Raw genomic sequence first — 23,377 nt, forward strand, 5'->3', positions numbered from 1 at the left:
CGAAGGCCCGCGCGCCGCCCTGGCCGACCGCCTCGCCAGGCTGGCCGGCGCCTGGGTTCACGGTGAGGCCCCCGGCCCCCTGGGCGCCAACCCTCGCCTCGACGACCCCAGCGTGGAGCAGGCCCGAAAGGCGCTGGACATCGCCGACGCCTCGGCCGACGCCCTGGCCAACATGGCCCGCGATCTTCACCTGGTCGGTCACAGCATCTTTCAGACCCTGGAGTTGGAGGAGGCGCTGCGCCTGCTGGCGCTCTCTCTGGCCCTGGTGCGCGATCGCGGTCTTTTGCACCGCGAGGGGGCCCGCGTCGATCTTCGCCCGCTGGCCGACTGGCTCTCCACCCCGGGGCGCGCCCCGCATCATCGCGCGCTCTTGCGCACCCTCCTGCTCAGCGCCTCGCTCGATGAGCTCTTAAGCGCCGACGCTCACAACGCCCTCCCGGGGCTAGAGGTTCAGCTCGATGAGGCCAGCGCTACCCTGCGCCTCTCCCTGAAGCTCGACGCCAGCCTCGACGCGCTGCTCACGCTCCTGGCCACCACCGATGAGGGCGATCCCCTCGTCGCGATCCTCACCGAGCGCCTGCGCCAGATGAGCGCCCGGCCCTCCGAGGGTTCCTCGCAGCCTCAATACTCCGAGAGGAAGACCACCGAGAGCGAGTTGTCCGGGTAACGCTCACTGAGCACCCGCGGCAGCCGGTCAAGCTCGGGGATCCACGGGGCCGAGCGCGGGCGAGCGCTCAAGGCAAAGATCATCGAGCCGCGATCCACCACCTCGTCGAGCTTCTGCGAGAGCGTTGACCACGCCTCCACCGGCACGTACTTCGCCTCCATATCCGGCTCCAGAGAATCGACGTATTCGCGATCATGCTCCAGGTGGCGCGCCTCACACACGACCACAAGTTCGGCGTCCAGGCGCGAGGCCAGCGTTTTGACTGAATGCACCGCCTCAAAGAAGCCGGGCGAGCGCTCCGCAAAGGGCGGCACCGCCAGCACCACCCGCTCGGTGGTGGCCAGCGGCTCATTGATGCGGTTCACAAAGAGCAGCTGACGGGTCTCCTCCAGAAGTTGATCGAGCACGGTCCCGAAGATGCGCTCGCGGGTGGAAACATGCCCGCTCCAACCAATCAGCACCATTGAGATGCGCTCCTCGCGCGCCACGCGCGCGATCCCGTTGGCCACGTTCATCGCGATGCGCGTCAGCGGGCGCACCTGCACCTGAGCCTCGGCGCCTTTATCCACAAAATGATCGAGCATCTGGCGTTTGGCCTGCAGGCGCTCCTCGGCGTCCTGACCGTCGGTGACCACCATCAGCGGGTAGACCGGCTCGCGGCATTTTGGATCGCGCATGTAGAGCGCCAGATCAAAAAGCTCATCGGAGGTCTTCGGGTTGGCCACCGGCACCAGCAGTCGCTCGCGCACCCGGTGCTGCTCCACCGGCTCGGCCTCGGCGCGATGCGCCATCTCCAGGCCGTACTTCTCCACCAACGCCGGCCCCAGGATGCAGGTCGCGAGGATCATGACGACCACCGCGTTGACCAGCGTCCCGTCAAAGATCCCGGCCTCAAAACCGATCAGAGTCACCGCCAGGGTGGCCGCGGCCTGAGGCACGCTCAACCCGTAGATCGTCCAGCCTTCCGCCCAGGTGTAGCCGAAGATCTGGCGCACGATCAGCGTCGCGACCAGCTTGCCGATGCTCACAAGCCCCACCAGCACCGCGGCCAACTTCCAGAGATCCAGGCTGCTGAAGAGCACCTGGAAGTCGATCAAAAGACCCACCGAGATCAAAAAGAAGGGCACAAAGAGCGCCTCGCCATTAAAGCGAATGCGCGCCATCAGCGTGCTCTGCTCCGGCACCAGCCGGTTGAGCGCGAGCCCCCCGATAAAGGCCCCGATGATCGGCGCCAGCCCCACCGCCTCGGCCAGCCAGGCGGTCACAAAGAGCACCGTCATCAAAAACCCGAACTCCATCTCCGGGCTGTTGCGCACCGTGCGAAAGAATGCATACCCCAGACGAGGCAGGCCGAGAATCGCCGCCGCTGCGTACGCCGCCACCGCCCCGCCAAAGAGCGCCCAGTCGATCGCGGCCACATCTCCGCTCAACGACGCCATCACGATCGCCAGAATCGCCAGCGAGAGCGTATCGGTGACAAGCGTGCCCCCCAAAGTCATCGTCACTGCGGTGTTCTTCATCAGCCCCAGCCGCGCCACGATCGGGTAGGCGATCAGCGTGTGCGAGCCGATGATCGACCCCAGCAAAAGCGAGGCCTCCAGCGAATACCCCAGCACATTGCGCGCCATCCACAGCGTAAGCAACTGCGGGATAAAGAAGGAGAAGAGCCCGAAGACCACACTGCGACCCTTGAGCGTATTAAAGCGCCCCAGGTCCAGCGAGAGCCCCGCCTGAAACATCAGATAGAGCAGGCCTACCGTGCCCAGAAGCACGATCGTCGCATCGCGCTCCAGCAGGTTTAACGCCGAGGGCCCGGCCAGCGCGCCACCCAGGATCAAGCCGACCATCCCCGGGATCTTCAAACGCGTGACGATCTGTGGCGCCAGAAATATCAGCGCCATCAGGGTCGCAAAGATCAACACCGGGTTCGTAAAAGGAAACGTTACGCTGGGTCCAAATTCCAAAAACACCTCAAAGACGCACCGCTCGGCCACCTTTCATCGGTCGGCCAGCCGTCTGTTTTCATCACTCAACGCGGGTTTTGTACCGCATTCACGCGCATTTTCGCCACCCGCGACACTCGAAAGTCCGGCGCGCATGCGAATCGACAACCCACGAGCTCGCCATTACACTCCCGCGACCCGCAGGGATGCCCCCGTTTTTTTCGCAAGGAATCACCATGAACATCGCCATCATCACCGGAGCCTCCGCCGGCATGGGCCGTCACTTCGCCCTGCAGCTCGACGGCCGCGCCGACATCGACGAGATCTGGCTTGTGGCCCGCCGCAAAGAGCGCCTCGAAGCGCTGGCCGGCGAGCTTAAACACGCCCGCGGGCGCGTCTTCGCGGTGGATCTCTGCGACGAAGAGGCCCTCAACGCCTTCTTCGCCACGCTCGAAGCCGAGGCGCCCTCCATCACCTGGCTCATCAACAACGCCGGCTTTGGCAAGATCGGACGCTTCGACCAGGTGCCCGTCTCGACCAACCTGCAAATGATTGACCTGAACATCCGCGCGCTCACCGAGATCACCCAGCGCGCGCTGCCCTTCTGCCAGAAAGGCTCGCACATCGTGCAGGTAGCCTCCTCGGCGGGCTTTTTGCCGATCACCCACTTCGCCGTTTATGCGGCCTCCAAAGCCTTTGTGGTCAACTTCTCCAACGCCCTCTCTCGCGAGCTCAAGCCGCGCGGCATAGGCGTGACCGCGGTCTGCCCCGGACCGGTGCAGACGGAGTTTTTTGACGTCGCCGCAAGCCACGGCGGCGCCAAATCCGGCCCCGATGGCCTGATGGCCGATCCCGAGCAGGTGGTGACCCGCGCCATCAAAGACGCGGAGCGGCATCACCTCAACTCCGTCTACGGCTTGAGCATCAAAGCGTTCATCCTGCTCACCCGCTTCTTGCCGCGTCAGCTGGCCATCCGCGCCACCGAGCATATCTACGGTTGAAATGCGCCGCGTGCCTTCTCCGTTCTCCTCACCGGCTCGACTTCACCCGCACGTTGAGCCGTGTTCTCCCGCTGCGACAGGTCGCCTGTGAAACGCCCCAAACTCGTCACGGACGTCTCCGAGTGGGGACTGATGCGCTGGCCGGCGCGAACCCGCGCCCGCCTCGTCGTCACCTCCCTTGTGTTCATTGCGCTGGCGACGGCCTGCGCCTTCTTCAGCGCGGACTACATCCTCAACACCAGCGCCTCGGTGATGCTCAACCTGGTGCTGATCACCGCCAACCTCTTTTTGCTGCTCATCACCGCCTTTCTGCAGGCCGCGCTCGTCGGCGAGTTTTTCTTCTCGCCAGGGTGGCGCCAGCGCGTGCTGCTGGGAGAGCAACCTGCCTCAAAGAGCACGCCGGATGATGACCTATTGGCCGTTCAGGACCATAACGCAGAGTTCATCGCCATCATCGCCATCGCGCTGCTCGTCAACGGCTTTGCCATCAACCAGGTCATCGGCGGTTTTTTTGACGCCTACCATAATGAGGCATTTTTCCAGGTGCGCATGCGCTCCGAGGATCCCGAGGAGCGCCTGGCCTCCCTGACGATGCTGGCCGATCCACTGAATAACCAGATCTGGGAGCGCCCCGCCCTCCAGGAAATGGTCATTGAGGGGCTGAACGATCCCGATGCCCGCGTGCGTCGGCGCGCGGCCTGGACCGCCGGCGCCCTGCTGGTACGCCGCGCCGACGACACACTCGTCACCCTGGCCACCGACGACCCCGACCCCCAGACCCGCGCCCGAGCCGCCCACGCCCTGGGCAAGCTCCCCCCGGCCGAAGAGCACCGCCTCGCCCTGGAGGCGCTCATCACCGCCGACCAACCCACCGAGGTTCGCCTGGGCGCCTTCCGCGGCCTGGCCGCCCTGGCCGACGCCTACGCCGTGCCCGCGCTGCTCAAGCAGATCGACGACCCCGATGAGACCGTCGCCGCCTACGCCTACTGGGCGCTCGCCCGCATCGGATCGTCCGATGCCCGCGAAGAGGTCAAGGCGCGCGTCGACACCCTGCCCCACGGCCCCCGCCGCTGCGCGGCGCTGGAGGCCTTTAAGATGGTCTCTACCAAAGACGACACCATCTCGGCCCGCCGCCACTTCCAGCGCGTCGACCCCGAGCACTACTGCGAGCCGCTGACCTTTGAGGAGCCCGACGAGAACATCCACCACGTGGTCTGGGGCGAGTCGGTGCGACTGAAGTGGCTTAAGGTCGTGGGCAACACCGACCCCTTCGCGCACGAAGACTGGATGGTGCGCCTGGTCAACGACCCCGAAGAAGACGTGCGAACCCGCGACGTCGCCGATGAAATCTTACGTCAGATGCGCCGCGTTCAGCGTTGATGCCGGTTGAGTTTAGCGCCCGCCCGCACTAAGCTCCGCTCCACTGAACTTTTTGCGACGATACTCACCGGACCCTCCGCCGACGCTTGAATGTTCCGCATCAAGACTGACATCCGTCACTACACATGTGACTCCCGGGAGAAGGTCGAGAAGCTCATCCGAAACTGGGTGATCCGTCCGGCTGATCTTTTGCTCGATCCGAGCTCGGAGAGCTGGGCGCCCATCGGCGATCACCCCGGCTTCGCGCCGATCTTCTCCACCCTGGAGGAGGCGCATCAGAACACCCCGGACACCGTCGTCACCGCCCGCCAGAGCACCGAGCCCTCATCCGAGGAGCCCTCGCCGCCGCCGGCCATCAACCGCCCCAATCGCGACACGATGCCCACCCCGGCGCTCGGCGTGCTGCGCCCCGCCCGCAGCGCACGCAAGCCCGCCCCCCCTCCCACGCCCGACCCCGACGACTTCCCCGCCCCTCCCGAGCCCCCCGAGGGCGTGGTCGACCCGGTGCGCGACTCCGGCGAGATCACCATGATGACCGAGCGCACCCTGGAGCTGCTCTCGGCCGATGATGACGCCGCCACTGCCGACGACGCTCCTTCCGACAACGCCATCGCCGGCGCGAAAGACGCGAGCTCCGAGAGCGCCCCCGAAGACGCGCCCGCCGAAGACGCCTCGCAGGACGAGACCGCCGACATCCCCCTGCGTCGCCTGGGCCGCCACGACCTCCCCGAAGACCTCTTCGCCACCGCCGAGCTCTCTAAACCCGAGCTGGAAGACGCCCCCCGCATCGACGACCTGGCCGCTCTCGAGGGTGACGCCCCCGACGATCCCGAGATCGCCGGCCCCGACGAAGTCACCGCCCTGCGCGAACTTCCTCCCCTCTCTGACGACGAAAACGAAGACACCTCCCTCGACGAAACCTCCGAAACGCGCGCCCGCTGGAACATCTCCCTGAACTCCCCCCCGGAGGACGAGGACGACGACCTCGACGAAGACTCGGAGTCCGACGACGACCACGACCTCGACGAAGACTCGGAGTCCGACGACGACCACGACCTCGACGAAGACTCCGAGTCCGAAGACGACCACGACCTCGACGAAGACTCCGAGTCCGAAGACGACCACGACCTCGACGAAGACTCCGATTCCGAAGACGACCACGACCTCGACGAAGACTCCGATTCCGAAGACGAGCCCGACCCCGACGAAAACCTCATCGTCGCTCAGGCCATCGGCCCCGATCTCGAGCTCGATGAAGACGCCCTCGACCAGGCCATCGACGAGCTGGAAGGCGTCGCCTCCGCCGCCCGCGAGCGCGCCGACGACGAAGATGAGCTCGAAGAGGTCGCCGTCGAGAAGCCCAGACGTCGCCAGAACCTCGACTTCGTCTCCTCGGGCTACGCGATGGAGTTGCCCATCGCGATCGAGCCCTCCCGGGAGCTCCTCGACGCGGGCATCGTGCGCTCCACCCTCTCGGAGTCTCAGCGCGACCGCCGACTTCCTCGCCCCGCCCCCAAAAAGAGCGGCTACCGCATCACGCACAGCTTTAATCTATCGCCGCCGCCTCCCTCCCCCTCTCCGCTGGATCGGCTCCCGGGCGGCGCCGGAGCGCTGATCGCTGTGGCGCTGGTGATCGTCATCATCGCCTTGCTCGTCGCGATCTTCTAAGCCCTCGCCAGGACCTCGACGCGCCGGCGTCAGGGGCGGGAGAGCCAGGGCGAGCCCTCGATCACATAACGCCAGGGCCAGCGGGCTGCATCCCCGCAGCGCGCCGCGTTGAGCCCGACCCGCTCCCGACGCCCCACCTCTGCCTCGGCCACCGGCCCCCCCTTACGCACGACGATCCCCTGACCCACCCAGGCCCCGCTGAAGCGCTCGTCGATCCCCATCTCTTTGCACAAAAGCGCCGGCCCGCTGAGCCGTCGCTTCTTCCAGACCCGCGCCTCAAAGCCCGAGAGGGGCTCGGCCGCCCGCACCAAAATCGCGCCCGGCCCCACCCGACTCGGCGCGCGCAGGTTCACGCAGCGGTGCATCCCGTAGATTCGGTAGACGTAGATGCGCCCCGGCTCAGCAAACATCGGCCAGGTGCGCACGCTCGGCACACCGCTTCGCGCGTGGCTGGCCGTGTCGTTGGCCCCCTCGTAAACCTCCACCTCCACGATGCGCGCGCCCCGCTCCCCGACCCAGAGCTCACGGCCCAGAAGATCGCGCGCCACCTGGTGAATCTCGCGCGCAAAAAACGCGCGCCCCACCGCCTCGTCTTGAACACGCAACGTGTCTGCCTCAGCTCAGGGCACCAGCCACTCGCCAACAAACTGATCGCCCTGGCGCTTAAACCCGGCGCGATACTCCCCCTCCGGATGTACGTGCTGCCAGAGGATGGCGTCGATCTCGGTGCGCACCACCGCAAAGTTGGCGCGCGCCTCGGCCTCACTGACCTCCTCAAAGTCCTGGGCGGAGCTCGGCGTCTCAGCGTGTTCGGAGGGTCGGGGCTTCTTGTAATAGAAGACCAGCTCGTCGGGCGACTCTTCGGCCCACATCCGGTCGGCCAGCGCGTCGTCGGTGTGGATGGTGGTGCGGCCAATGAACTGAAACTGCTGGTGAATCTGCCGATCGTAACAGACCCAGACGGTACGCGGCTCGGCCTGCAGATCCTGCACTTTGCCGGAGCGGCGGTCGGTGTGGCAGAGCAGCGCGCGCCCCGGCTCCACATCCCTCAAGATCACCGTGCGCGCCCCCGGCGCCCCATCCTGGCGGGTGGTCACAAAGATCGGCGTCGCCATCGCGTTATCTCGCCGGTGCGCCCCCCGCTCGGCGTAGGCCCAGAGATGTTCCAGCACCTCCTCCAGGCTCTCCAGCCGGGACATCGGCTCGGCCATCAACTCATCTTCGAGATCTTTCATGCGCTCTCCCTCACTCACCATCGCCTCAGTCCAGTCTCACTCACCGGTCTAACCTACGCGCCAGCCCCGCACAGGACAAAGCCCTCCGGCACACGCGCAATCGTTGCATCCCCCCGGGCATCTCACCAGAGCATCATCGTCCAGGCCTCACCAAAGAGATCGAAGGCCAGGTAGATATGATCGATCCAACCGTTGGCCGCCGCGCCAATCAGCCCCATCCACACCCCGGAGAGGATCAGGCCGGCGGCCACCAGCCAGGTCGAGGCCGCGCGCAGCCGCCCCCCTAAGAGGCTCGATCCGCTGGCCGCGGCCATCAGCACCGGCGTCGTCATCGCCACCAGCAACACCATCACCCCGGCGCCATGCCAGGGGCTGGCGGTGGCCGCGGCGATGCTCAACACCCAGAACATGAGCATGCAGGGCAAAAGCCCCATCATCAGCCCCATCACCCCCATCTTCAGCCAGGGGTTCTTCGGGGCCAGGCGCATCGCTCGCTGCAAAAGCCCGCCGCTCAAGGCCGCAACCTTTGCGCCCAGGCGGCCGCCCACCCCCGCGCTCCGATAGCGCGCTGGCAACATTTTCCAGAGCCCGGCGGCCACCAGCACCGCCGCCACCACCAACCCGGCGCTCTGCGTCATTCCCCGCACCCAGCCCTGGGCCATCGCCCCAAGCGCGCCCGCCCCGGCCCCCATCGCCGCATAGGTCAACGCTCGCCCCCCCTGATAGCTGAGCACGCCGGCCGAGGCCTTGATCACGCGCCGGGTCGGCGTCGGCTCGCGCCATGCCCCGGTGGTCGCCGTGAGGCTCGCCATGATCGGCCCGCACATCCCGGCGCAATGCAGGCTCACCCAGATCACCCCCACGCCCAGCACCTGCGCATAAAAGGGTGCCACCTGCGCCCACGCCCCGACCTCTACCACGTCGCTCATCCTCACTCCCTGCGCGCGAGTCTCATCCGAAGCCCGTACTCCGGTCCATCGCTCGATCATACTGCAAGCGGCGCGCCACACTCGCCCGGCGCCCCGCGCGCCAGACCTAACCACTCTCACGGCGTTACGAATCCCTACGGCTCCATCTTTGCTTTGCGCATTTTCTGCGCATAAGCTGAGCCACACGCACTTTTTGCACGCCCTGAGGTCCATGTAAAACTCTCAAGGTACCCCACGCACCTTTTTCGCCGCGTCTTTTCGCCACATCGCGCCGCTGGCACGTAACTTGATAAGCCATGCGCACGTAGCCGCCGGGCCGTTCACGCGTCCGGTTCTGATGCCGTGGCAACGACGAGATGCCTTTCCCCCCTAAATGTTGAGTCCCAGGAGGTCCCGTGACTCGAGCGCCATCCCCCCAACAACCCGCTCAAGTGCTTGCCCCGGCAGCCACCGAGCGCATTCGCTACGATGATCGCATCGTTCGGATGTTCGTCATCGCCACCGTCGCCTGGGGCATCATCGGCATGCTCGTCGGCGTCATCTTAGCCCTGCAGCTGGCCTACTTCCCGGCCAATGAGCTCGGCAAGTACTTCACCTTCGGGAGGCTGCGCCCGCTGCACACCAACGCGGTGATCTTTGCCTTTGCCGGAAACGCCATCTTCGCGGCGGTCTATTATTCGACCCAGCGGCTGGTGAAAGCCCGCATGTTCAGCGACCTGATGAGCAAGCTCCATTTCTGGGGCTGGCAGGCCATCATTGTGGCTGCCGCCATCACGCTGCCAATGGGCTTTACCCAGACCAAAGAATACGCCGAGTTGGAGTGGCCCATCGCGCTCGCCATCACGGTGGTGTGGGTGATCTTTGCGGCCAACTTCTTCATGACGCTCAAACACCGCCGCGAAAAACACCTCTACGTGGCGATCTGGTTCTACATCGCCACCATCGTGACGGTGGCCGTGCTTCACATCGTCAACAACCTGGCCATCCCGGTGGGGCTCTTTAAGAGCTACTCGATCTTTGCCGGCGTGCAGGACGCGATGATCCAGTGGTGGTACGGCCACAACGCGGTGGCGTTTGTGCTCACGACCCCCTTCCTGGGCCTGATGTATTACTTCTTGCCCAAGGCGGCCAACCGCCCGATCTACTCGTACAAGCTCTCCATTCTGCACTTCTGGTCGCTGGTCTTCATCTACATCTGGGCCGGTCCGCACCACCTCCACTACACCTCGCTTCCCCAGTGGGCCTCCACCCTGGGGATGGTCTTCTCGATCATGCTCTGGATGCCCAGCTGGGGCGGCATGATCAACGGGCTTTTCACCCTGCGCGGCGCCTGGGACAAGGTGCGCACCGACCCTGTTCTGAAGTTCTTTGTGGTCGGCATCACCTTCTACGGCATGGCCACCTTTGAGGGCCCGCTGATGAGCGTGAAGCTCGTCAACTCGCTGAGCCACTACACCGACTGGACCATCGCCCACGTTCACGCCGCCGCGCTCGGCTGGAACGGCTTTATGACCTTCGGGATGATCTACTGGCTCGCCCCGCGTCTCTGGCAGACCAAACTTCACTCCACCCGCCTGGCCAACGCCCACTTCTGGCTGGCGACGGTCGGCATCCTTCTTTACATCGTGGCGATGTACAGCGCCGGCATCACCCAGGGGCTGATGTGGCGCGCCTTCGATGAGACCGGGCGCCTGATGTACCCGGACTTCATGGAGACGGTCGTCGCGATTGTGCCCATGTACTGGGTGCGACTGATCGGTGGCTCGATCTACCTCTTCGCCACCTGCCTGGGCGGCTACAACCTGATCATGACCGCGCGCACCGCGCCCAAAACCCTCGAAGATCCCGAGGCGATTGTGCCCGCCGCGCTCCCCGCGCCGAAGACCAAAAGCACTCCTGTCAAAGCTCGGACCGCCGGCGAGCAGGCCAACATCGACGAAGCGCTCTTCAGCATTCAGGAGAAACTCAAGGGGGGTTGGCACCGCCTGCTTGAGGGCTGGCCGCTGGTCTTCACCATCCTGACCACGGTGGCCATCCTGGTGGGCTCGATCATCGAGATCGTGCCGATGCTGCTCATCCGCTCCTCGGTGCCGACCATCGCCGCCGTCGAGCCTTATACCCCGCTGGAGCTTGAGGGGCGCGATATTTACATCGCCGAGGGCTGCCACACCTGCCACTCCCAGCAGGTCCGCCCGATGGTCGATGAGATCGAGCGTTATGGCGAGTACTCCAAGCCTGGCGAGGGCGTCTACGACCACCCCTTCCTCTGGGGCTCCAAGCGCACCGGGCCGGATCTTGCGCGAGTGGGCGGCAAGTACAACCACTTCTGGCACTACCGCCACATGATCGACCCCCGCTCGACCAACACCCGCTCGATCATGCCCGCCTACCCCTGGCTGGAGACCGATGAGCTCGACCTCTCCCAGACCCAGAAGAAGATCGAAACCATGATCTTCTTAGGCGTGCCCTATACCCCCGAGCAGGCCGAGAGCGCTGTGGAAGACGCCCGCGCCCAGGCCTCCCAGATCGCGCAAGAATTGCATGAGCAGGGCGGGCCGGCCGGTCTTCACGACCGCGACCTCATCGCGCTCATCGCCTACCTGCAGCGCCTGGGCACCGACATCTCCAACGCCGAAGGAGCCAACTGATGCGACGTGAGATCATGGAAGCCGCCGGCCTGGAAGCTTTTGCCGAGGTCGGCCTCATCCTCTTTCTTATCGCCTTTGCGCTGATCGTGCTGCGGGCCCTCTTCGCTCACAAAGAAGAGCTCCACCACGCCCAAAACCTCCCCCTGGAGGACGGCACCCTCAACGGCCAGGAGTCCAAGCCATGAGTGACATCACCCCCCAGAGCTCTACCGCTGAACAGGATGTGCTCCTGGACCACGACTACGACGGCATCCAGGAGTACGACAACCCGATGCCCGGCTGGTGGCTGGCGATCTTCTACGTGACGATTGTCTGGTCGATCTTCTACATGGTCGCCCTGGGCCTGGACTTCATCGATGGCTACGACGCCCAGTTAGCCCAGGCTTCGCGCCAGCTCGAGACCACGCGCAACGCCTTTGCGGCGGCCACCCCGCCGGTCGACGAGGCGATGCTCAGCGCGCTGCTTGACGACGCCGACGCGCTGGCCCGGGGCGCGGAGGTCTACGCCGGCACCTGCGCCCCCTGTCACGGCGCCAACCACGAGGGCGGAGTCGGCCCGGTACTCACCGATGAGGAGTGGATTCACGGCGGCACGCTGCCCGAGATCTACGCCACCATCCGCGACGGTGTGCCCGAAAACGGCATGCCCCCCTGGGGGCCGGTGCTGCGTCAGGAAGACGTCGCCGCGCTGACCGCCTACATCACCTCGCTGCAATAACCCCTGGGCCCGGCACGCGGCATTGCTCCCCGTGCCGGGCCTCCCCCTCTCGTCGACGACGAGGTCTTTGATGAGCACCCCTCCCATTCTCGAATCCCCCGACGCCGTCCTCTCCACCATGGACAAGGACGGCTCTCGCCGCTGGATCTACCCCACTTTGAGCCCGGGCCGCTTTCTCAACGCCCGGCGCGTGGTGGGCTTTGTGCTCATCGCGTTTTTTGTGGTGCTGCCCTGGATCAAGATCGCCGACAAACCGGCGATCTTTCTCAATATCACCGGCGGGGAGTTCACCTTCTTCGGGCTGACGCTGCACTCGACCGACACGGTGCTGCTGATGCTCTTTATGCTCATCATCCTTTTGAGCGTCTTCTTCTTTACGGCGCTCTTCGGGCGCGTGTGGTGCGGGTGGGGGTGTCCGCAGACGGTGTATCTGGAGCTTGTGTTTCGCCCGATTGAGCGGCTCATCGAAGGCAAAGAAAGCGCGCGCCGAAGGCGCGACGCCGGGCCCATGACCCCGGAGAAGTTCGCTCGCAAAGCGGTCAAGCTGGCCGTCTTCACGCTGATCTCGCTCTTTCTGGCGCACACCTTTGTGGCTTACTTCGTGAGCTGGCCCGAGCTCCTGCGCTGGATGACCTTGAGCCCGGCCCAGCACCCCGGCTACTTCGCCACGATGGCCATCACCACCGCCCTGGTGCTCTTTGACTTCGGGTACTTTCGCGAGCAGATGTGCACCATCGCCTGCCCCTACGCGCGCTTTCAGTCGGTGCTGATGGACCGCGACTCGCTCATCGTCAGCTACGACCCGGGGCGCGGCGAGCCCCGCGGGCGCCGGCTCAGGTCGAAAGGTCCCATCGATCTGGAGAATCCGCAGGCGCGCCTGGGCGACTGCATCGACTGCGGGGCGTGTGTGCGCACCTGCCCCACCGGCATCGACATCCGCGACGGCCTGCAGATGGAGTGCGTCTCGTGCACCCAGTGCGTCGACGCCTGCGACGCGATCATGGACGCCATCGACAAGCCCCGCGGGCTGATCCGCTACACCTCCGAGAACGCCATTGAGAACAAGCCGACCCGTGTGCTGCGCCCGCGCCTGATGGCCTACGGCGTAGCGCTGGTGGTGCTCAGCACGCTCTTTGTGGCGCTCATCGGCCAGCGCCAGCCCCTGGAGGTTGACATCGGGCGGATGCCCGGACCGGCCTTCACAGAAACGGCCGACGGCCAGATCGCCAACCGCCTGCGCATTCGTCTACGCAACCGCACCGGCGACGATCGCCAGGCCACCCTGCGCGTCACCGAGCCCGAGGGCGCAAGCGTGCGCGTGGTCGGCCCGCAGACCATCGCGCTTGAGGCTGGCGAGCTGACCCGCGTGGAGGTCTGGACGACCGCCCCGCCGGCATCCTTGCCCGGCGGCTCAGCCACCGCCACCTTTGAGATCCTCATCGAGGGCGAGCCCTGGGCCACCTCGAGCTTCCCGCTTTTGGGACCCACCTCCCCTGGAGACTGATATGCTCTCGATCCCCTCACACATCTTCTGGCCGGGTTTTATCATCGCGATCCTGGGCATCTGCATGGGCTCAGGCATGTCGATCATCGTGGCCTCCGCCTCCGATGGCGGCCCGCGCATCGTGCCCGACTACTATGAGAAAGCGGTGGCCTGGGATGAGACCGTGGCCACCGACGAGGCCTCGCGTGAGCTGGGATGGACGGTGGCCTTGAGCGTCAACGACGAGCGCGCCGAAGTCGCCGTACGCGACCGCCAGGGCCAACCTCTTACGCTCAGCGGCAGCGCGAGCTTTCGGTTGGCCTCCGACGTAGAGCCCCGCGCCACCGTGCCTCTTATCGCCCGCCCCGACGGCCAGCCCGGCCACTACATTCTTGCGGACGCCCCGCTTGCGCCGGGCGTCTGGGATGTGACGCTGCATCTTCAGAGCGGTGAGACCACCTACGAGCGCACCCACCGGGTGGAGAGGTCCCCATGACCCAACCTTCGTCGGTCCCCTGCGCGCACTGCGGGCTGCCGGCACCGCCGCCCCCCGCGGGCGCGCCCGAAGATGCCCCGAGCTTCTGCTGCGTGGGCTGCCACTCCGTCTACCTGGCCTTGCACGAGTCCGGGCTCGATAGCTTTTATCAGCTTCGCGACACCTGGAGCAGCGATCCGCAGCCGGCGCAGGCCCCCGAGGCGGCCGCCGAGCTTGCGCCCCTGCTCGACTCGGAGGCCTTCTTAAACGAGCACGCCCGCGCGCACGACGACGGCAGCTTAAGCGCAAAACTGCACCTCGAAGGGGTGCATTGCGCCGGGTGTGTCTGGCTCATTGAGCGCCTCCCCGAGCTTATCGACGGGGTGTTGAGCGCGCGCCTGGATCTGACCCGCGGGCTGCTCTCGCTGCGCTGGGACCCGGCGCAGGTGCGCCTCTCGCAGGTCGGCCAGGCGCTGGCGCGTTTTGGCTACCGCGCCCACCCGCTTCGCGCCGACCAGCGCGAGGTCCGCAACCAGGGCTTAGGTCGCCTGCTCACCCGGGTGGGCATCAGCTGGGCGGTGGCGATGAACGTGATGATCTTTGCCATCGCCGAATACGCGGGTCTCAGCGCCCTCTCGGATGTCGGGCTGCACACCACGATGCGCTGGCTGAGCTTAGGCTTGAGCGTGGTGGCGATGTTCGTCGGGGGCTCGATCTTTTTTCGCCGCGCCTGGGCGTCATTGCGCGCAGCGTTTGCACAGAAGTTGAGCAGCGGCCTCACCCACCTCTCCATCGACGTGCCCATCGCCCTGGGCATCGGCGTGGGCTGGATTCACTCGGTCTACAACACGGTCTGGGGTCAGGGCGACGTATGGTTCGACTCGCTCACCGTGCTCATCGCCGCTCTGCTCAGCGCGCGTTATCTGCAACTTCGGGGTAACGCGCGCGCCGCCGATGCCGCCGAGCGCCTCTACGCGCTGCTCCCGCGCAGCGCGCGCTTGCTTCGCCGCGCCGACGAGCCCACCTCCCAGCTCCGAGAGCGCGCCGAAGCCGTGCTCGCCACCTCCCTGCGTCCGGGCGACCTCATCGAGGTGCGCACCGGCGATGTCGTGGCCGCCGACGGTGTCGTCACCCTCGGCCGCAGCGAAGTGCTGCGCGCGCTGCTCACCGGCGAGTCACGACCGGAGAAGATCGCCCCGGGACAGGTGATCGAGGCCGGGGTGACCAACCTCGGCGCCCTCTTGCACGTCGAGGTGCGCGCCACCGCCGAAGAGACCCGCGTGGGCAAACTCCTGCGCTGGATCGAAGATCACAAAAGCCAGCGCGCCCCCATCGTGCAGCTCGCTGACCGTCTGGGCGGCATCTTCGTGCTCGCCGTGCTGGGCGCCGCCCTGCTCACCGCCATCGTGTGGGCCTTTGTGGAGCCCTCCCGCGCCATCCCCAACGCCGTAGCGCTCCTGGTGATCTCGTGCCCCTGCGCGCTGGGCATGGCCACGCCGCTCGCGATGAGCGTGGGCGCCGGGCGCGCCGCGCGCCGCGGCGTGCACATCAAAAATGACGACGTGATCGAGGCCCTCGACCACCTCACCGACCTGATCTTCGACAAGACCGGCACGCTCACCGTCGGCCAGCCCACCATCGCCGCCATCGAGGGCGACGAGGAGGCGCTGCACCTTGCCAGCGCGCTGGAGTCGCACTCCAGCCACCCGCTGGCGCGCGCGCTGGTGGCGGCCGCCCCGCCGCAGGCCGGCTTCGCGCCGCTTCCCACCCGCGAGGTCGAAGAACACACCGGGCGCGGCATCACAGGCCGGGTCGGCGAGCACCGCGTGGCGGTGGGCCGCCCCGACTGGCAACTTCCCGAGGATCATCGCTGGCGCGCCCGCACCTCGGAGTTCGCCGCCCGGGGACTTACCCCCCTGGTGGTGATGGTCGATGAGGAGCCGCGCTTGCTCCTGGGGCTTGGCGACCGCCTGCGCCCGGGCGCCGCCGAGCTTGTGGCCCGCTTAGGTCAACGTGGCGTGCGGGTGCATCTGATCTCCGGCGATCACCCGGAGCTTGTGGCCCGCGTCGGCGACGAGCTGGGAATCGAGCCCTCACGCATCCGCGGCGGCGCAAGCCCCGAAGATAAAGTCGCCCTCATCGAAGCGCTTCGCAACGACTGCCCCGAGGCCACCGTCGCGATGATCGGCGACGGCGTCAACGACGCCGCCGCGCTGCAGGCCGCCCACGTCGGCGTGGCCGTCTACGGCGGGTCGGAGGCCAGCCTCCAGGCCGCCGACATCTTCCTGATGCGCCAGGGCCTGACCCCCGTCGATGATCTTCTCGACGGCGCCAACACCATCATGCGCACCGTGCGCCGCAACCTCATCGGCTCGGGGATCTACAACGTCTTCGGCGTGAGCCTGGCCGCCCTCGGGCTGGTCTCCCCCCTTGTAGCCGCGCTGCTCATGCCGATAAGCTCGCTGGCGGTGGTCGCCTCGTCGCTCTCGCAACGATCGTTTGAACCCCGCGCCCCCAAAAGCGAAACCACAGCGCCGAGCGCGGCATCACACCCCTCGCCATCCTCTCACGCTCCCTCCCCTCGTGCCCGGGAGTCTGCCGCATGAACATCCTCTACCTGCTCATCCCCCTGGCGCTCGTGCTCACGCTGAGCTCGGTGGCCGCGTTTATCTGGGCGGTGCGTCGAGGCCAGCTCGATGACCTCGACACCCCCGCGCTCCGACCGCTGCTCGACGACGAGCCGGAGCCCCCCCGGCGTTAACCCTCCAGCTGCTCCCGAAGATCGGCCTCGATCTTGCGCGCCGCCCGCTGAATCACCTCGAGCTGCGCACCGGCCCGACGCGTGAGCGTGTCATGCTCCTCGGGTGACTTCTCTGGATCGTAGCCCATCTCAAAGACCGCCCGCAGCACATCGACGCCCTCCGGCACCTTACCCGCCAGCACCAGGCACTCGCCAAGGTTCACCAGCGTGTTGCGATCGCTGCTGTCGATCTCAGCGGCCTGCTGCAACGACTCCAACGCCTTCAAGAGCCGCCCCTGACGCCGGTACACCACCCCCAATAGCGCGTGCGCCCAGGCCATCGCCGGGCGCATCTTGATCAACTTTCCGAGCACCTCTTCGGCGCGCCCGAGCTCGCCCTTTTTATAAAAACGCCTGGCCAACTCCTGGGTCTGCGCGGCCACCAGATCGGGCGCCGCCTGCCAGGCCTGCGCCGTTTCACTCGTGTTCTGTTGCTCAGTCATGATGCAATCTCCTCTGGAATCCACATGCAAAAAAGGGGGGTTAAGGTCGTCGACGCTCAGGCCCGCAAAAAGGCGCCCATCATGTCCGAGACGGTGCGCGAGAGGTTGAGCCCGTCGAGCTGACCCAGCAGGCCCATCACATCACCGAGCACACCCTGGTCGAGCCCGCCCATATCGAGCAGCCCGCGCATCGTCTCGAGCGCCTCGTGGGTGACCTGTTGCAGCTGGGTCTGGGCCGCGTCGGTGAGCCCGCTGCTCATGCTCTGCGCCCGGTCCATGAGCATGGCGTGGGCCTGCTCAAAGATCTGCGTGCCCAGCGAGCGCACATCCCCGCGGGCGCCTCCCATCTGGCGCATCACCTGCTCCAGTGCCTGGCCCAGCGCGTCTTTAACCTCCCCGTTGGCCTCCCCCAGCCCGCCGGTCAGATCGCCCAGCGTATCAAAGGCCCCGTCAAACATGCCGACCAGCTGGGGGATGTTCTCCAGAAGTCCGGCGCCGGTCTTCACCGCGTTGACCACATCCATCGCCGTGCGGCCGTACTCCATCACCGAGCCCGCCTGACTCGCCAGTCCGCCGAGTTGGCCGAGGTTCGCAAACATCCCGGCGCCTCCCCCGAGGCTTCCCAGGCTCCCCAGCACGCCCGCGCCGCCCCCGCCGGCCAGCAACCCTGCGCCACCGGCGCCGCCGGTCGCCACGGTTAGCCCGACCTTGGTCACGATCGGACCCGCAACTTCATAAAACATCCCCGTCACATCGCTTGCGGAGCGGCAGAATCCGGCGATCTCTTCACCGCCACAGGCCTCGGCCACATGACCGGCCACCTTCAGACCATTCTCGATGCCGCCGGCAACATTGAATGTTCCGAAGTCCACCGCCGCCCCGGCCACATCGCCCACCCAGTCCGGCAGACCCAGTCCGTCGAGCGCCTCGTTGGCCGCCGAGCCCAGGCTCATCTTCCCCTTAAAGACGTCCCCGATCAGGTCCAGAAACCCGCCGGACTCCTCCTTTACCCCGATCTCCACGCTGTCGCTCTCAAAGAGCCCTCCCAGCGCATCGATCCCGTCCCCGCCGACATCACCCACGGCATCCATCACCGACCCGGCGGCTTTTCCAATATCGCTGATCGCGTCCGCGGCGTTGCTCAGCACGCTCGAAAGATTCATCGCCAGCCCTCATCCGACCTTCATCCCTCGGGCGCCGTACTCCATTCTCAACAGCTCACCGTCGCCCCTGCCTTCTTGTTATCGAGCGCTCGGCGCTGATCTTGCGTGCTCCCCTCAACTTTTTTCCGCCTTCTGGCCTCGCCAGCTCGATTCACTGACGATTCAGACGTGCGACGCCCCCCAAAAAAGAACCCCCGCAGGATCAGCTCCTGCGGAGGTTCTTCTGACTTACGTCGCTGACGCGTTCGCGTTCAGCGTCCTCGGAACATTTCGACGCCAATAGCTCCGGCAAATCGAGATGCCCGGGGCGTTCAGACCTTGATCTCAGGCCTCATGCAGCTCGCGCCAGGGCTCGTAGTAGCTCTTGCGAATCAACTGCACCGCGCGCTCCACAAAGGCCACCAGCGGGCCCGGCCCGATCTCTTCGATGGGATCTTCGAGGTGCCCGTAGGTGTTGACCGGAAAGGACTTCGGCTCCAGCGCCTCGCGCGCCTCAATAAAGGCGTTGAGCGCTTCGCGATGCTCGTCGGTGGCGTCTTTGCCCGGATGGGGAGACGCATAGAGCTTGACCACGCCCTTGGTGTTCACGTCGAGGATCGCATAGCCGATCGCGCCGTAGCGCAGGTTCATACCGCCGGCGCGACCGCCGCCGACCTGCATGTCACAGCCGAGCTGCCGCGCGCCGATGAGCACCTGCTCAATCGCTTCACGCCGCTCACTGCCTCCCCGCTCTTCTGCCTTCTTGACCACGTCTAAAGTGTCCAAACGCTCTCCTGGGTTCTACGTCAACGTCGCCCGTCGGGCACAACCGCTTTCACCAAGAGGATGCGCCGCCCCGGGCGCCCAACATCTTCCTCCGCTCAAGAAGAACTGGACCTTACGAAAGGTGAGCTTTTTTCACGCCGGCGTCTCTCGACGCTGGCACAGCGAATAAGCGCGCTCGCTGCGCGCCGCTCGTTGTCCGATCATCAACTCCCTGATCAAGACGATTAAGTATACATAATTACTGAATATTGTCAACTCTGCTGGAAATGGAAGGAACGCGACCCCGTGTACATTCCCCACGCTCCGGGAGAAACGAGGCGCTTCTCGACGGCCTCGCACCTGGCGTATCGACGTGTTCTCCCCCCTCATGGCGTGGTTGTGGGAGCCTTACGCGGCTCCTTGCGTCGCCGCGCGCCAGCACGCGTCGCGCCCGCTACCCCAGCACGTAGAAAAGGATGGCCAGGAAGTGGCAGACGCTCCCTCCCAGCACAAAAAGATGCCAGATGGCGTGGTTCAAGAAGAGCCGCTCCCACACAAAAAACGCCACCCCCGCGGTGTAGAAGAGCCCCCCGCCAAAGAGCAAAAACACCCCGCCGGGCTCCAGCGCCAGCCACAGGGGCTTGATCGCAAAGACGATGGTCCACCCCATCAGCAGGTAGAGCGCCAGGCTCAACCCCTCAAAACGCCCAAACCAGAAGAGCTTGATCGTCACGCCCAGCAGGGCCAACGACCAGATCACGGCCATGATGGTCCAGCCCAGCGTCCCCTCCAGCGTCACCAGCGCAAAGGGGGTGTAGGTGCCGGCGATTAAAAAGAAGACCGCGCAATGATCGAGCACCTGTAGCGCGCGCCGCACCCGCGGTTGCGTCACGCTGTGGTAGATGGTGGAGGCGGCAAAGAGAGCCACCAGGGTCAGCCCGTAGATCAACGCGCTGACAATCTGGAGCGTCACGCCGGTGGCCCAGGCGGTGACCATCAGCACCACAAAGCCAACGATCGCAGCGCCCAGCCCCACACCGTGGCTGACGCTGTTGGCGATGTCCTCCGCGCTGAAGATCTCGGTGTGGGCGATGCGCTCGCGCGCATCACTGATCTTATCGGCCAGCTCATCAAACTGCGATTCACCCTGCTTCGACTCTCTCCCCACCTTCACGCCCATCATGCTCCTGCCGTACGAATTCTCGCTCATTGCCTCCCCCCGATCGCGCCTGGCCTTGACGTTCCCACATCACCTCCTCGGCGCGCAAATATCCCCCGAACCCTCAACACGCCCTGCCGAACGTGCCGCCCTGCCAACGCCCACGGCATTGGTGATGCCTCAGCGCTGCTCAAGCAAAAAGTCCACCATCGCGCGCTTCCCGACCGTGCTCAACGTCGGGTTATGCTCGGCGCCTCGCATCGACCACAGCTCGACGCTCGCCCCGGGCTGACAGCCCTGCCAGCGCTGCACCTCGGTCTCCGCGCCGGTCAGGCCTAACACCGCATCGATCGCGTCACCGGCCACAGCCTCCTCACAGCCCTGCAGAGATGCCCAGCGCGCGGCGACCTCCTCGGCCCCCGGGAAACGCTCCCCGCTGAGCGCCCCGCCCTCATAGGGAATCACCTCGTCTTCGTCACCGTGCACATGCAGCACGCTGACCGGCTCATTGGGCTGACAGACCTCCGGATCGGCCGCCACCGACCCCGCCACCACGGCCACCGCTCGGATGCGATCGCTGAGCTCGCAGGCCATCCGGTAGGACATAAACCCGCCGTTGGAGTGTCCCATAAAATAGATCCGCTCCGGGTCGACGGCCAGCCGCTCCGTCGCCTCGTCGATGAGCGCGCTGAGGTAGGCCGCGTCGTCCACGCCGCTGTCGCCAAAGTCGCAGCAGGCGTCGGTGGCGTTCCAGAAGCTGAAGTTGCCAGCCCCGACCGTCCCCGGCGGCAGCACCGCGATGAACTCACGATCGTCGACCATCGCGCTCAGCCCCAGAAAGCCGTCGACCCAACCCGGCGAGGACGAGAAGCCGTGCAAGGCAATCACCAGCGGCCATCGGCGCTCCACCGAATAGCTCTGCGGCAACACCACCCGGGCAGCCCGTTCGCCACCCAGGGGCTCACTTCCATCCCATTCAGGTGCATAGGGCGGCCCCTGGTCCTCGACCACCACCGGATCAGCGTCCTGCTCCTGATCCGTTCCACATCCAACCCCGACCACACACGCCAGTGTGATCATCCACCACAACGTCGCTCTTACGTTCACTCTGCGTCCTCGCTGATGTCGACCGAACCGCGACCTCCTGCAAGAGGTCACTGAAGTCATAGCGCACGCCGGCGATCGCTTCCACTTTCAGAGCCCCCCCATGCCGACGCCCCCACGCGCGAACTCAACGTTTGACGCCCTCCATGCCGACACCCACACGCGCCAACTCCGTAGTGTGTTCGATGACGCGCACTCGTCTGCCGTCCGTTGATCTTCGCTTCATCCGCCTCCGGGTAGACTCCCCCCTACAACGCGCTGCCGCCTTCATCTCGCCTGGCGCTCGACTCAACTCAGAGCGACACGCGCGCAGCATTGTTTGTACTTTCGCCCGCTTTCGCAGGGACAAGCGTCATTGCGCCCCGGCGTCGCCTTGACCTTCACGGGAGCACGCGTCGAGAGCCGCATCCCCAGATGCTCCAACCAGGCCAGGCCCACGAAAGGCGCCCAGGAGGGCTCATGGTTCAAGAGCTCCGCCGGTGGATACAGATCCGCCGCGCTGGCCTGTGCCAGAAAAGGAAGCGCCTGGGCCAGATGATAGACCGTGGTATGCCCGCCCTCACGGTCAAAGAGCATCATATGATACACCGCGATCGCCTCCGCATCGCTGAGCGTCTCCGGCGCGCGCCTCGTCCCCTGAACGGCTTTATCCTTCCAGGCTTCTTCGTACTGGAAACGCGCTCGCCGCACGTGCTCCTCTCGCGCCTCTTCCGGCGACTCCAACACCGGCAAGAGAAGTTTACTGAGGATCAGCTCGACCGTTTGACCTTCGCTGAGCATCGCCTCGGTGTTGCCCGCCGCGGAGTCCCAGGAACGCAGCAACGCCACGAGCCCCTGGTGGTACTCGGGATGACGCAACGCAATGACCGTCATCGCCATCGCGTAATACCCCTTTTTCCCCACGTCCTCCCAACGCAACGCGTCCATCAGGCGAGGCGCGATCACGTCTGCGTACGCGGCCGCACACCAGAGCGCTCGCAACGACACGCCGAAGAGCATCTCGCCGTAGAGCAAGAAGAGGTTTATCTCCACCATCTCCTCGGCTCGCTGCGTCTCTCGATACACCATCTCCAGGTCGGCGGCGTTCGCCGCATGCACCACGGTCAGATGGCTCAAAAAGAAGAGATCTTCCCAGTACCCGCGCAGGCGCTTCTCCAACGCAGGCGACATCTTTCGAATCCGGCGTGCCTTCGAGCCCAGCCCCAGAGCGAGCTTCTGGAAGCCTCGGGCCACCTTCCCTGAGCACTGGGCCAGCGAGGGGTACAACTCTTCGCTGCACAGCGCCGAGACCAGTCGAAACTCTTCAAACGCCTCCCGTGAAAGGCAGTGGCAGGCCTGGTGCGCCGTGCGGAACACCCGCTTTGGCACAAGATCGGAGCTCACCACCTTATCGTAGGCCTCGCGCATCTGTTCGAGGTACCCATGCAGCCCCACCGTCCTCGCTCGCTCCAACACGTAGAGCCCCCGCGGCTCCATCCCCGCCCCCAGACACGTCACAAAGGTCCCGCTTCGCGTCACCACCACATGCGGGCCATGGGGCTCGTCAGAGAGCGCCAGCGCCACGCGCTCGTACTCTGGTGGGATTCGCGTCCCCTCAAGGTACGCCCGCACAAAGCTGGCGTCGTAATAGAGCTTCAACGCCAGTTCTTGTTCCTCGCCATCGACACGTTCCAACCGCTCCAGAAAATGCACCTGATGACCGGCGTGGTTCATCACATTGCCCTCCGCTGCAACGACTGCTTGTTGTGAGTTGAGCGCTCACCTTACCCCCCAACGCGCCTGACTGACAAATCGAGCCGACTCACCCTGAGGCCTCG

The 23,377-nt window shown here is 65.6% G+C and carries 21 protein-coding genes; 11 read left to right on the forward strand and 10 right to left on the reverse strand.

The window, feature by feature from the left end; all coding sequences use genetic code 11:
• Positions 1-667 (forward strand): hypothetical protein (locus FRC96_RS22050; protein ID WP_230470141.1); only part of this gene is annotated, 667 nt, incomplete at its 5' end.
• Here FRC96_RS22050 and FRC96_RS10920 read toward each other — a convergent pair.
• Positions 622-2,586, reverse strand: a complete 1,965-nt coding sequence (locus tag FRC96_RS10920; RefSeq protein WP_146974533.1) for a cation:proton antiporter domain-containing protein — start codon at positions 2,584-2,586, stop codon at positions 622-624. The two genes, FRC96_RS22050 and FRC96_RS10920, sit on opposite strands and share 46 nt — an antisense overlap.
• Positions 2,587-2,846: 260 nt before the next feature.
• On the opposite strand from FRC96_RS10920, the gene FRC96_RS10925 reads away from it, so the two are divergent.
• The 3 genes from FRC96_RS10925 to FRC96_RS22055 all read left to right on the forward strand — a co-directional run bounded on the left by FRC96_RS10925 (position 2,847) and on the right by FRC96_RS22055 (position 6,659).
• Positions 2,847-3,611, forward strand: coding sequence for an SDR family NAD(P)-dependent oxidoreductase (locus tag FRC96_RS10925; protein WP_230470142.1), 765 nt, complete (start codon positions 2,847-2,849; stop codon positions 3,609-3,611).
• Between the two features lie 87 nt (positions 3,612-3,698).
• Positions 3,699-4,991: a HEAT repeat domain-containing protein gene (locus FRC96_RS10930; protein WP_146974535.1), complete on the forward strand. Its 1,293-nt coding sequence runs from the start codon at positions 3,699-3,701 to the stop codon at positions 4,989-4,991.
• Positions 4,992-5,081: 90 nt separating this feature from the next.
• On the forward strand, positions 5,082-6,659 hold the full coding sequence (locus tag FRC96_RS22055) for a hypothetical protein (protein ID WP_230470143.1): 1,578 nt from the start codon (positions 5,082-5,084) through the stop codon (positions 6,657-6,659).
• Between the two features lie 29 nt (positions 6,660-6,688).
• On the opposite strand, the gene FRC96_RS10940 is transcribed toward FRC96_RS22055, so the two are convergent.
• The 3 genes from FRC96_RS10940 to FRC96_RS10950 all read right to left on the reverse strand — a co-directional run bounded on the left by FRC96_RS10940 (position 6,689) and on the right by FRC96_RS10950 (position 8,823).
• Positions 6,689-7,264, reverse strand: a complete 576-nt coding sequence (locus tag FRC96_RS10940) for a DNA-3-methyladenine glycosylase (protein WP_146974536.1) — start codon at positions 7,262-7,264, stop codon at positions 6,689-6,691.
• Between the two features lie 15 nt (positions 7,265-7,279).
• Positions 7,280-7,894 (reverse strand): hypothetical protein, encoded by a 615-nt coding sequence (locus tag FRC96_RS10945; protein ID WP_230470144.1) that lies wholly within the window; start codon positions 7,892-7,894, stop codon positions 7,280-7,282.
• Positions 7,895-8,016: 122 nt separating this feature from the next.
• A complete protein-coding gene (locus FRC96_RS10950) occupies positions 8,017-8,823 on the reverse strand; it encodes a sulfite exporter TauE/SafE family protein (RefSeq protein ID WP_230470145.1) in 807 nt (268 codons plus the stop codon).
• A 395-nt stretch (positions 8,824-9,218) separates the two neighbouring features.
• Between FRC96_RS10950 and ccoN the strand changes: the two genes are divergently transcribed.
• The 7 genes from ccoN (at position 9,219) to ccoS (ending at position 16,908) form a co-directional block, all read left to right on the forward strand.
• Positions 9,219-11,471, forward strand: a complete 2,253-nt coding sequence (ccoN, locus tag FRC96_RS10955; RefSeq protein WP_230470146.1) for a cytochrome-c oxidase, cbb3-type subunit I — start codon at positions 9,219-9,221, stop codon at positions 11,469-11,471.
• A complete protein-coding gene (locus tag FRC96_RS10960) occupies positions 11,471-11,656 on the forward strand; it encodes a hypothetical protein (RefSeq protein ID WP_146974539.1) in 186 nt (61 codons plus the stop codon). The genes ccoN and FRC96_RS10960 overlap by 1 nt, the downstream gene beginning before the upstream one ends.
• Positions 11,653-12,189: a cbb3-type cytochrome c oxidase N-terminal domain-containing protein gene (locus tag FRC96_RS10965; RefSeq protein ID WP_146974540.1), complete on the forward strand. Its 537-nt coding sequence runs from the start codon at positions 11,653-11,655 to the stop codon at positions 12,187-12,189. The genes FRC96_RS10960 and FRC96_RS10965 overlap by 4 nt, the downstream gene beginning before the upstream one ends.
• A gap of 70 nt (positions 12,190-12,259) precedes the next feature.
• Entirely contained in the window at positions 12,260-13,693 is a 1,434-nt protein-coding gene (gene ccoG / locus FRC96_RS10970) for a cytochrome c oxidase accessory protein CcoG (protein WP_146974541.1), read from the forward strand.
• A 1-nt stretch (position 13,694) separates the two neighbouring features.
• On the forward strand, positions 13,695-14,168 hold the full coding sequence (locus FRC96_RS10975) for a FixH family protein (RefSeq protein ID WP_146974542.1): 474 nt from the start codon (positions 13,695-13,697) through the stop codon (positions 14,166-14,168).
• Positions 14,165-16,753 carry a heavy metal translocating P-type ATPase gene (locus FRC96_RS10980; RefSeq protein WP_146974543.1) on the forward strand — a complete coding sequence of 863 codons (2,589 nt, stop codon included), beginning with the start codon at positions 14,165-14,167 and terminating at the stop codon, positions 16,751-16,753. Before FRC96_RS10975 ends, FRC96_RS10980 begins: the two co-directional genes overlap by 4 nt.
• Positions 16,750-16,908: a cbb3-type cytochrome oxidase assembly protein CcoS gene (ccoS, locus tag FRC96_RS10985; protein WP_146974544.1), complete on the forward strand. Its 159-nt coding sequence runs from the start codon at positions 16,750-16,752 to the stop codon at positions 16,906-16,908. Before FRC96_RS10980 ends, ccoS begins: the two co-directional genes overlap by 4 nt.
• On the opposite strand, the gene FRC96_RS10990 is transcribed toward ccoS, so the two are convergent.
• The 6 genes from FRC96_RS10990 to FRC96_RS22060 all read right to left on the reverse strand — a co-directional run bounded on the left by FRC96_RS10990 (position 16,905) and on the right by FRC96_RS22060 (position 23,273).
• Positions 16,905-17,390, reverse strand: coding sequence for a tetratricopeptide repeat protein (locus FRC96_RS10990; RefSeq protein WP_146974545.1), 486 nt, complete (start codon positions 17,388-17,390; stop codon positions 16,905-16,907). The genes ccoS and FRC96_RS10990 overlap by 4 nt on opposite strands.
• A gap of 56 nt (positions 17,391-17,446) precedes the next feature.
• Complete coding sequence (locus tag FRC96_RS10995; protein WP_146974546.1) at positions 17,447-18,553, reverse strand: hypothetical protein; 1,107 nt, start codon at positions 18,551-18,553, stop codon at positions 17,447-17,449.
• A gap of 324 nt (positions 18,554-18,877) precedes the next feature.
• Positions 18,878-19,318 carry a hypothetical protein gene (locus FRC96_RS11000; protein ID WP_146974547.1) on the reverse strand — a complete coding sequence of 147 codons (441 nt, stop codon included), beginning with the start codon at positions 19,316-19,318 and terminating at the stop codon, positions 18,878-18,880.
• Between the two features lie 433 nt (positions 19,319-19,751).
• The gene (gene trhA / locus FRC96_RS11005) at positions 19,752-20,507 is read right to left on the reverse strand and encodes a PAQR family membrane homeostasis protein TrhA (protein ID WP_230470147.1); all 756 of its coding nucleotides are present in this window, start codon (positions 20,505-20,507) and stop codon (positions 19,752-19,754) included.
• A gap of 129 nt (positions 20,508-20,636) precedes the next feature.
• A complete protein-coding gene (locus tag FRC96_RS11010) occupies positions 20,637-21,563 on the reverse strand; it encodes an alpha/beta hydrolase family esterase (RefSeq protein ID WP_230470148.1) in 927 nt (308 codons plus the stop codon).
• A gap of 285 nt (positions 21,564-21,848) precedes the next feature.
• Positions 21,849-23,273 carry an SEC-C metal-binding domain-containing protein gene (locus tag FRC96_RS22060; RefSeq protein WP_230470149.1) on the reverse strand — a complete coding sequence of 475 codons (1,425 nt, stop codon included), beginning with the start codon at positions 23,271-23,273 and terminating at the stop codon, positions 21,849-21,851.
• Positions 23,274-23,377 lie beyond the last annotated feature (104 nt).

Origin of the sequence: Lujinxingia vulgaris (genome assembly GCF_007997005.1) — a bacterium.
GTDB lineage: Bacteria > Myxococcota_A > Bradymonadia > Bradymonadales > Bradymonadaceae > Lujinxingia.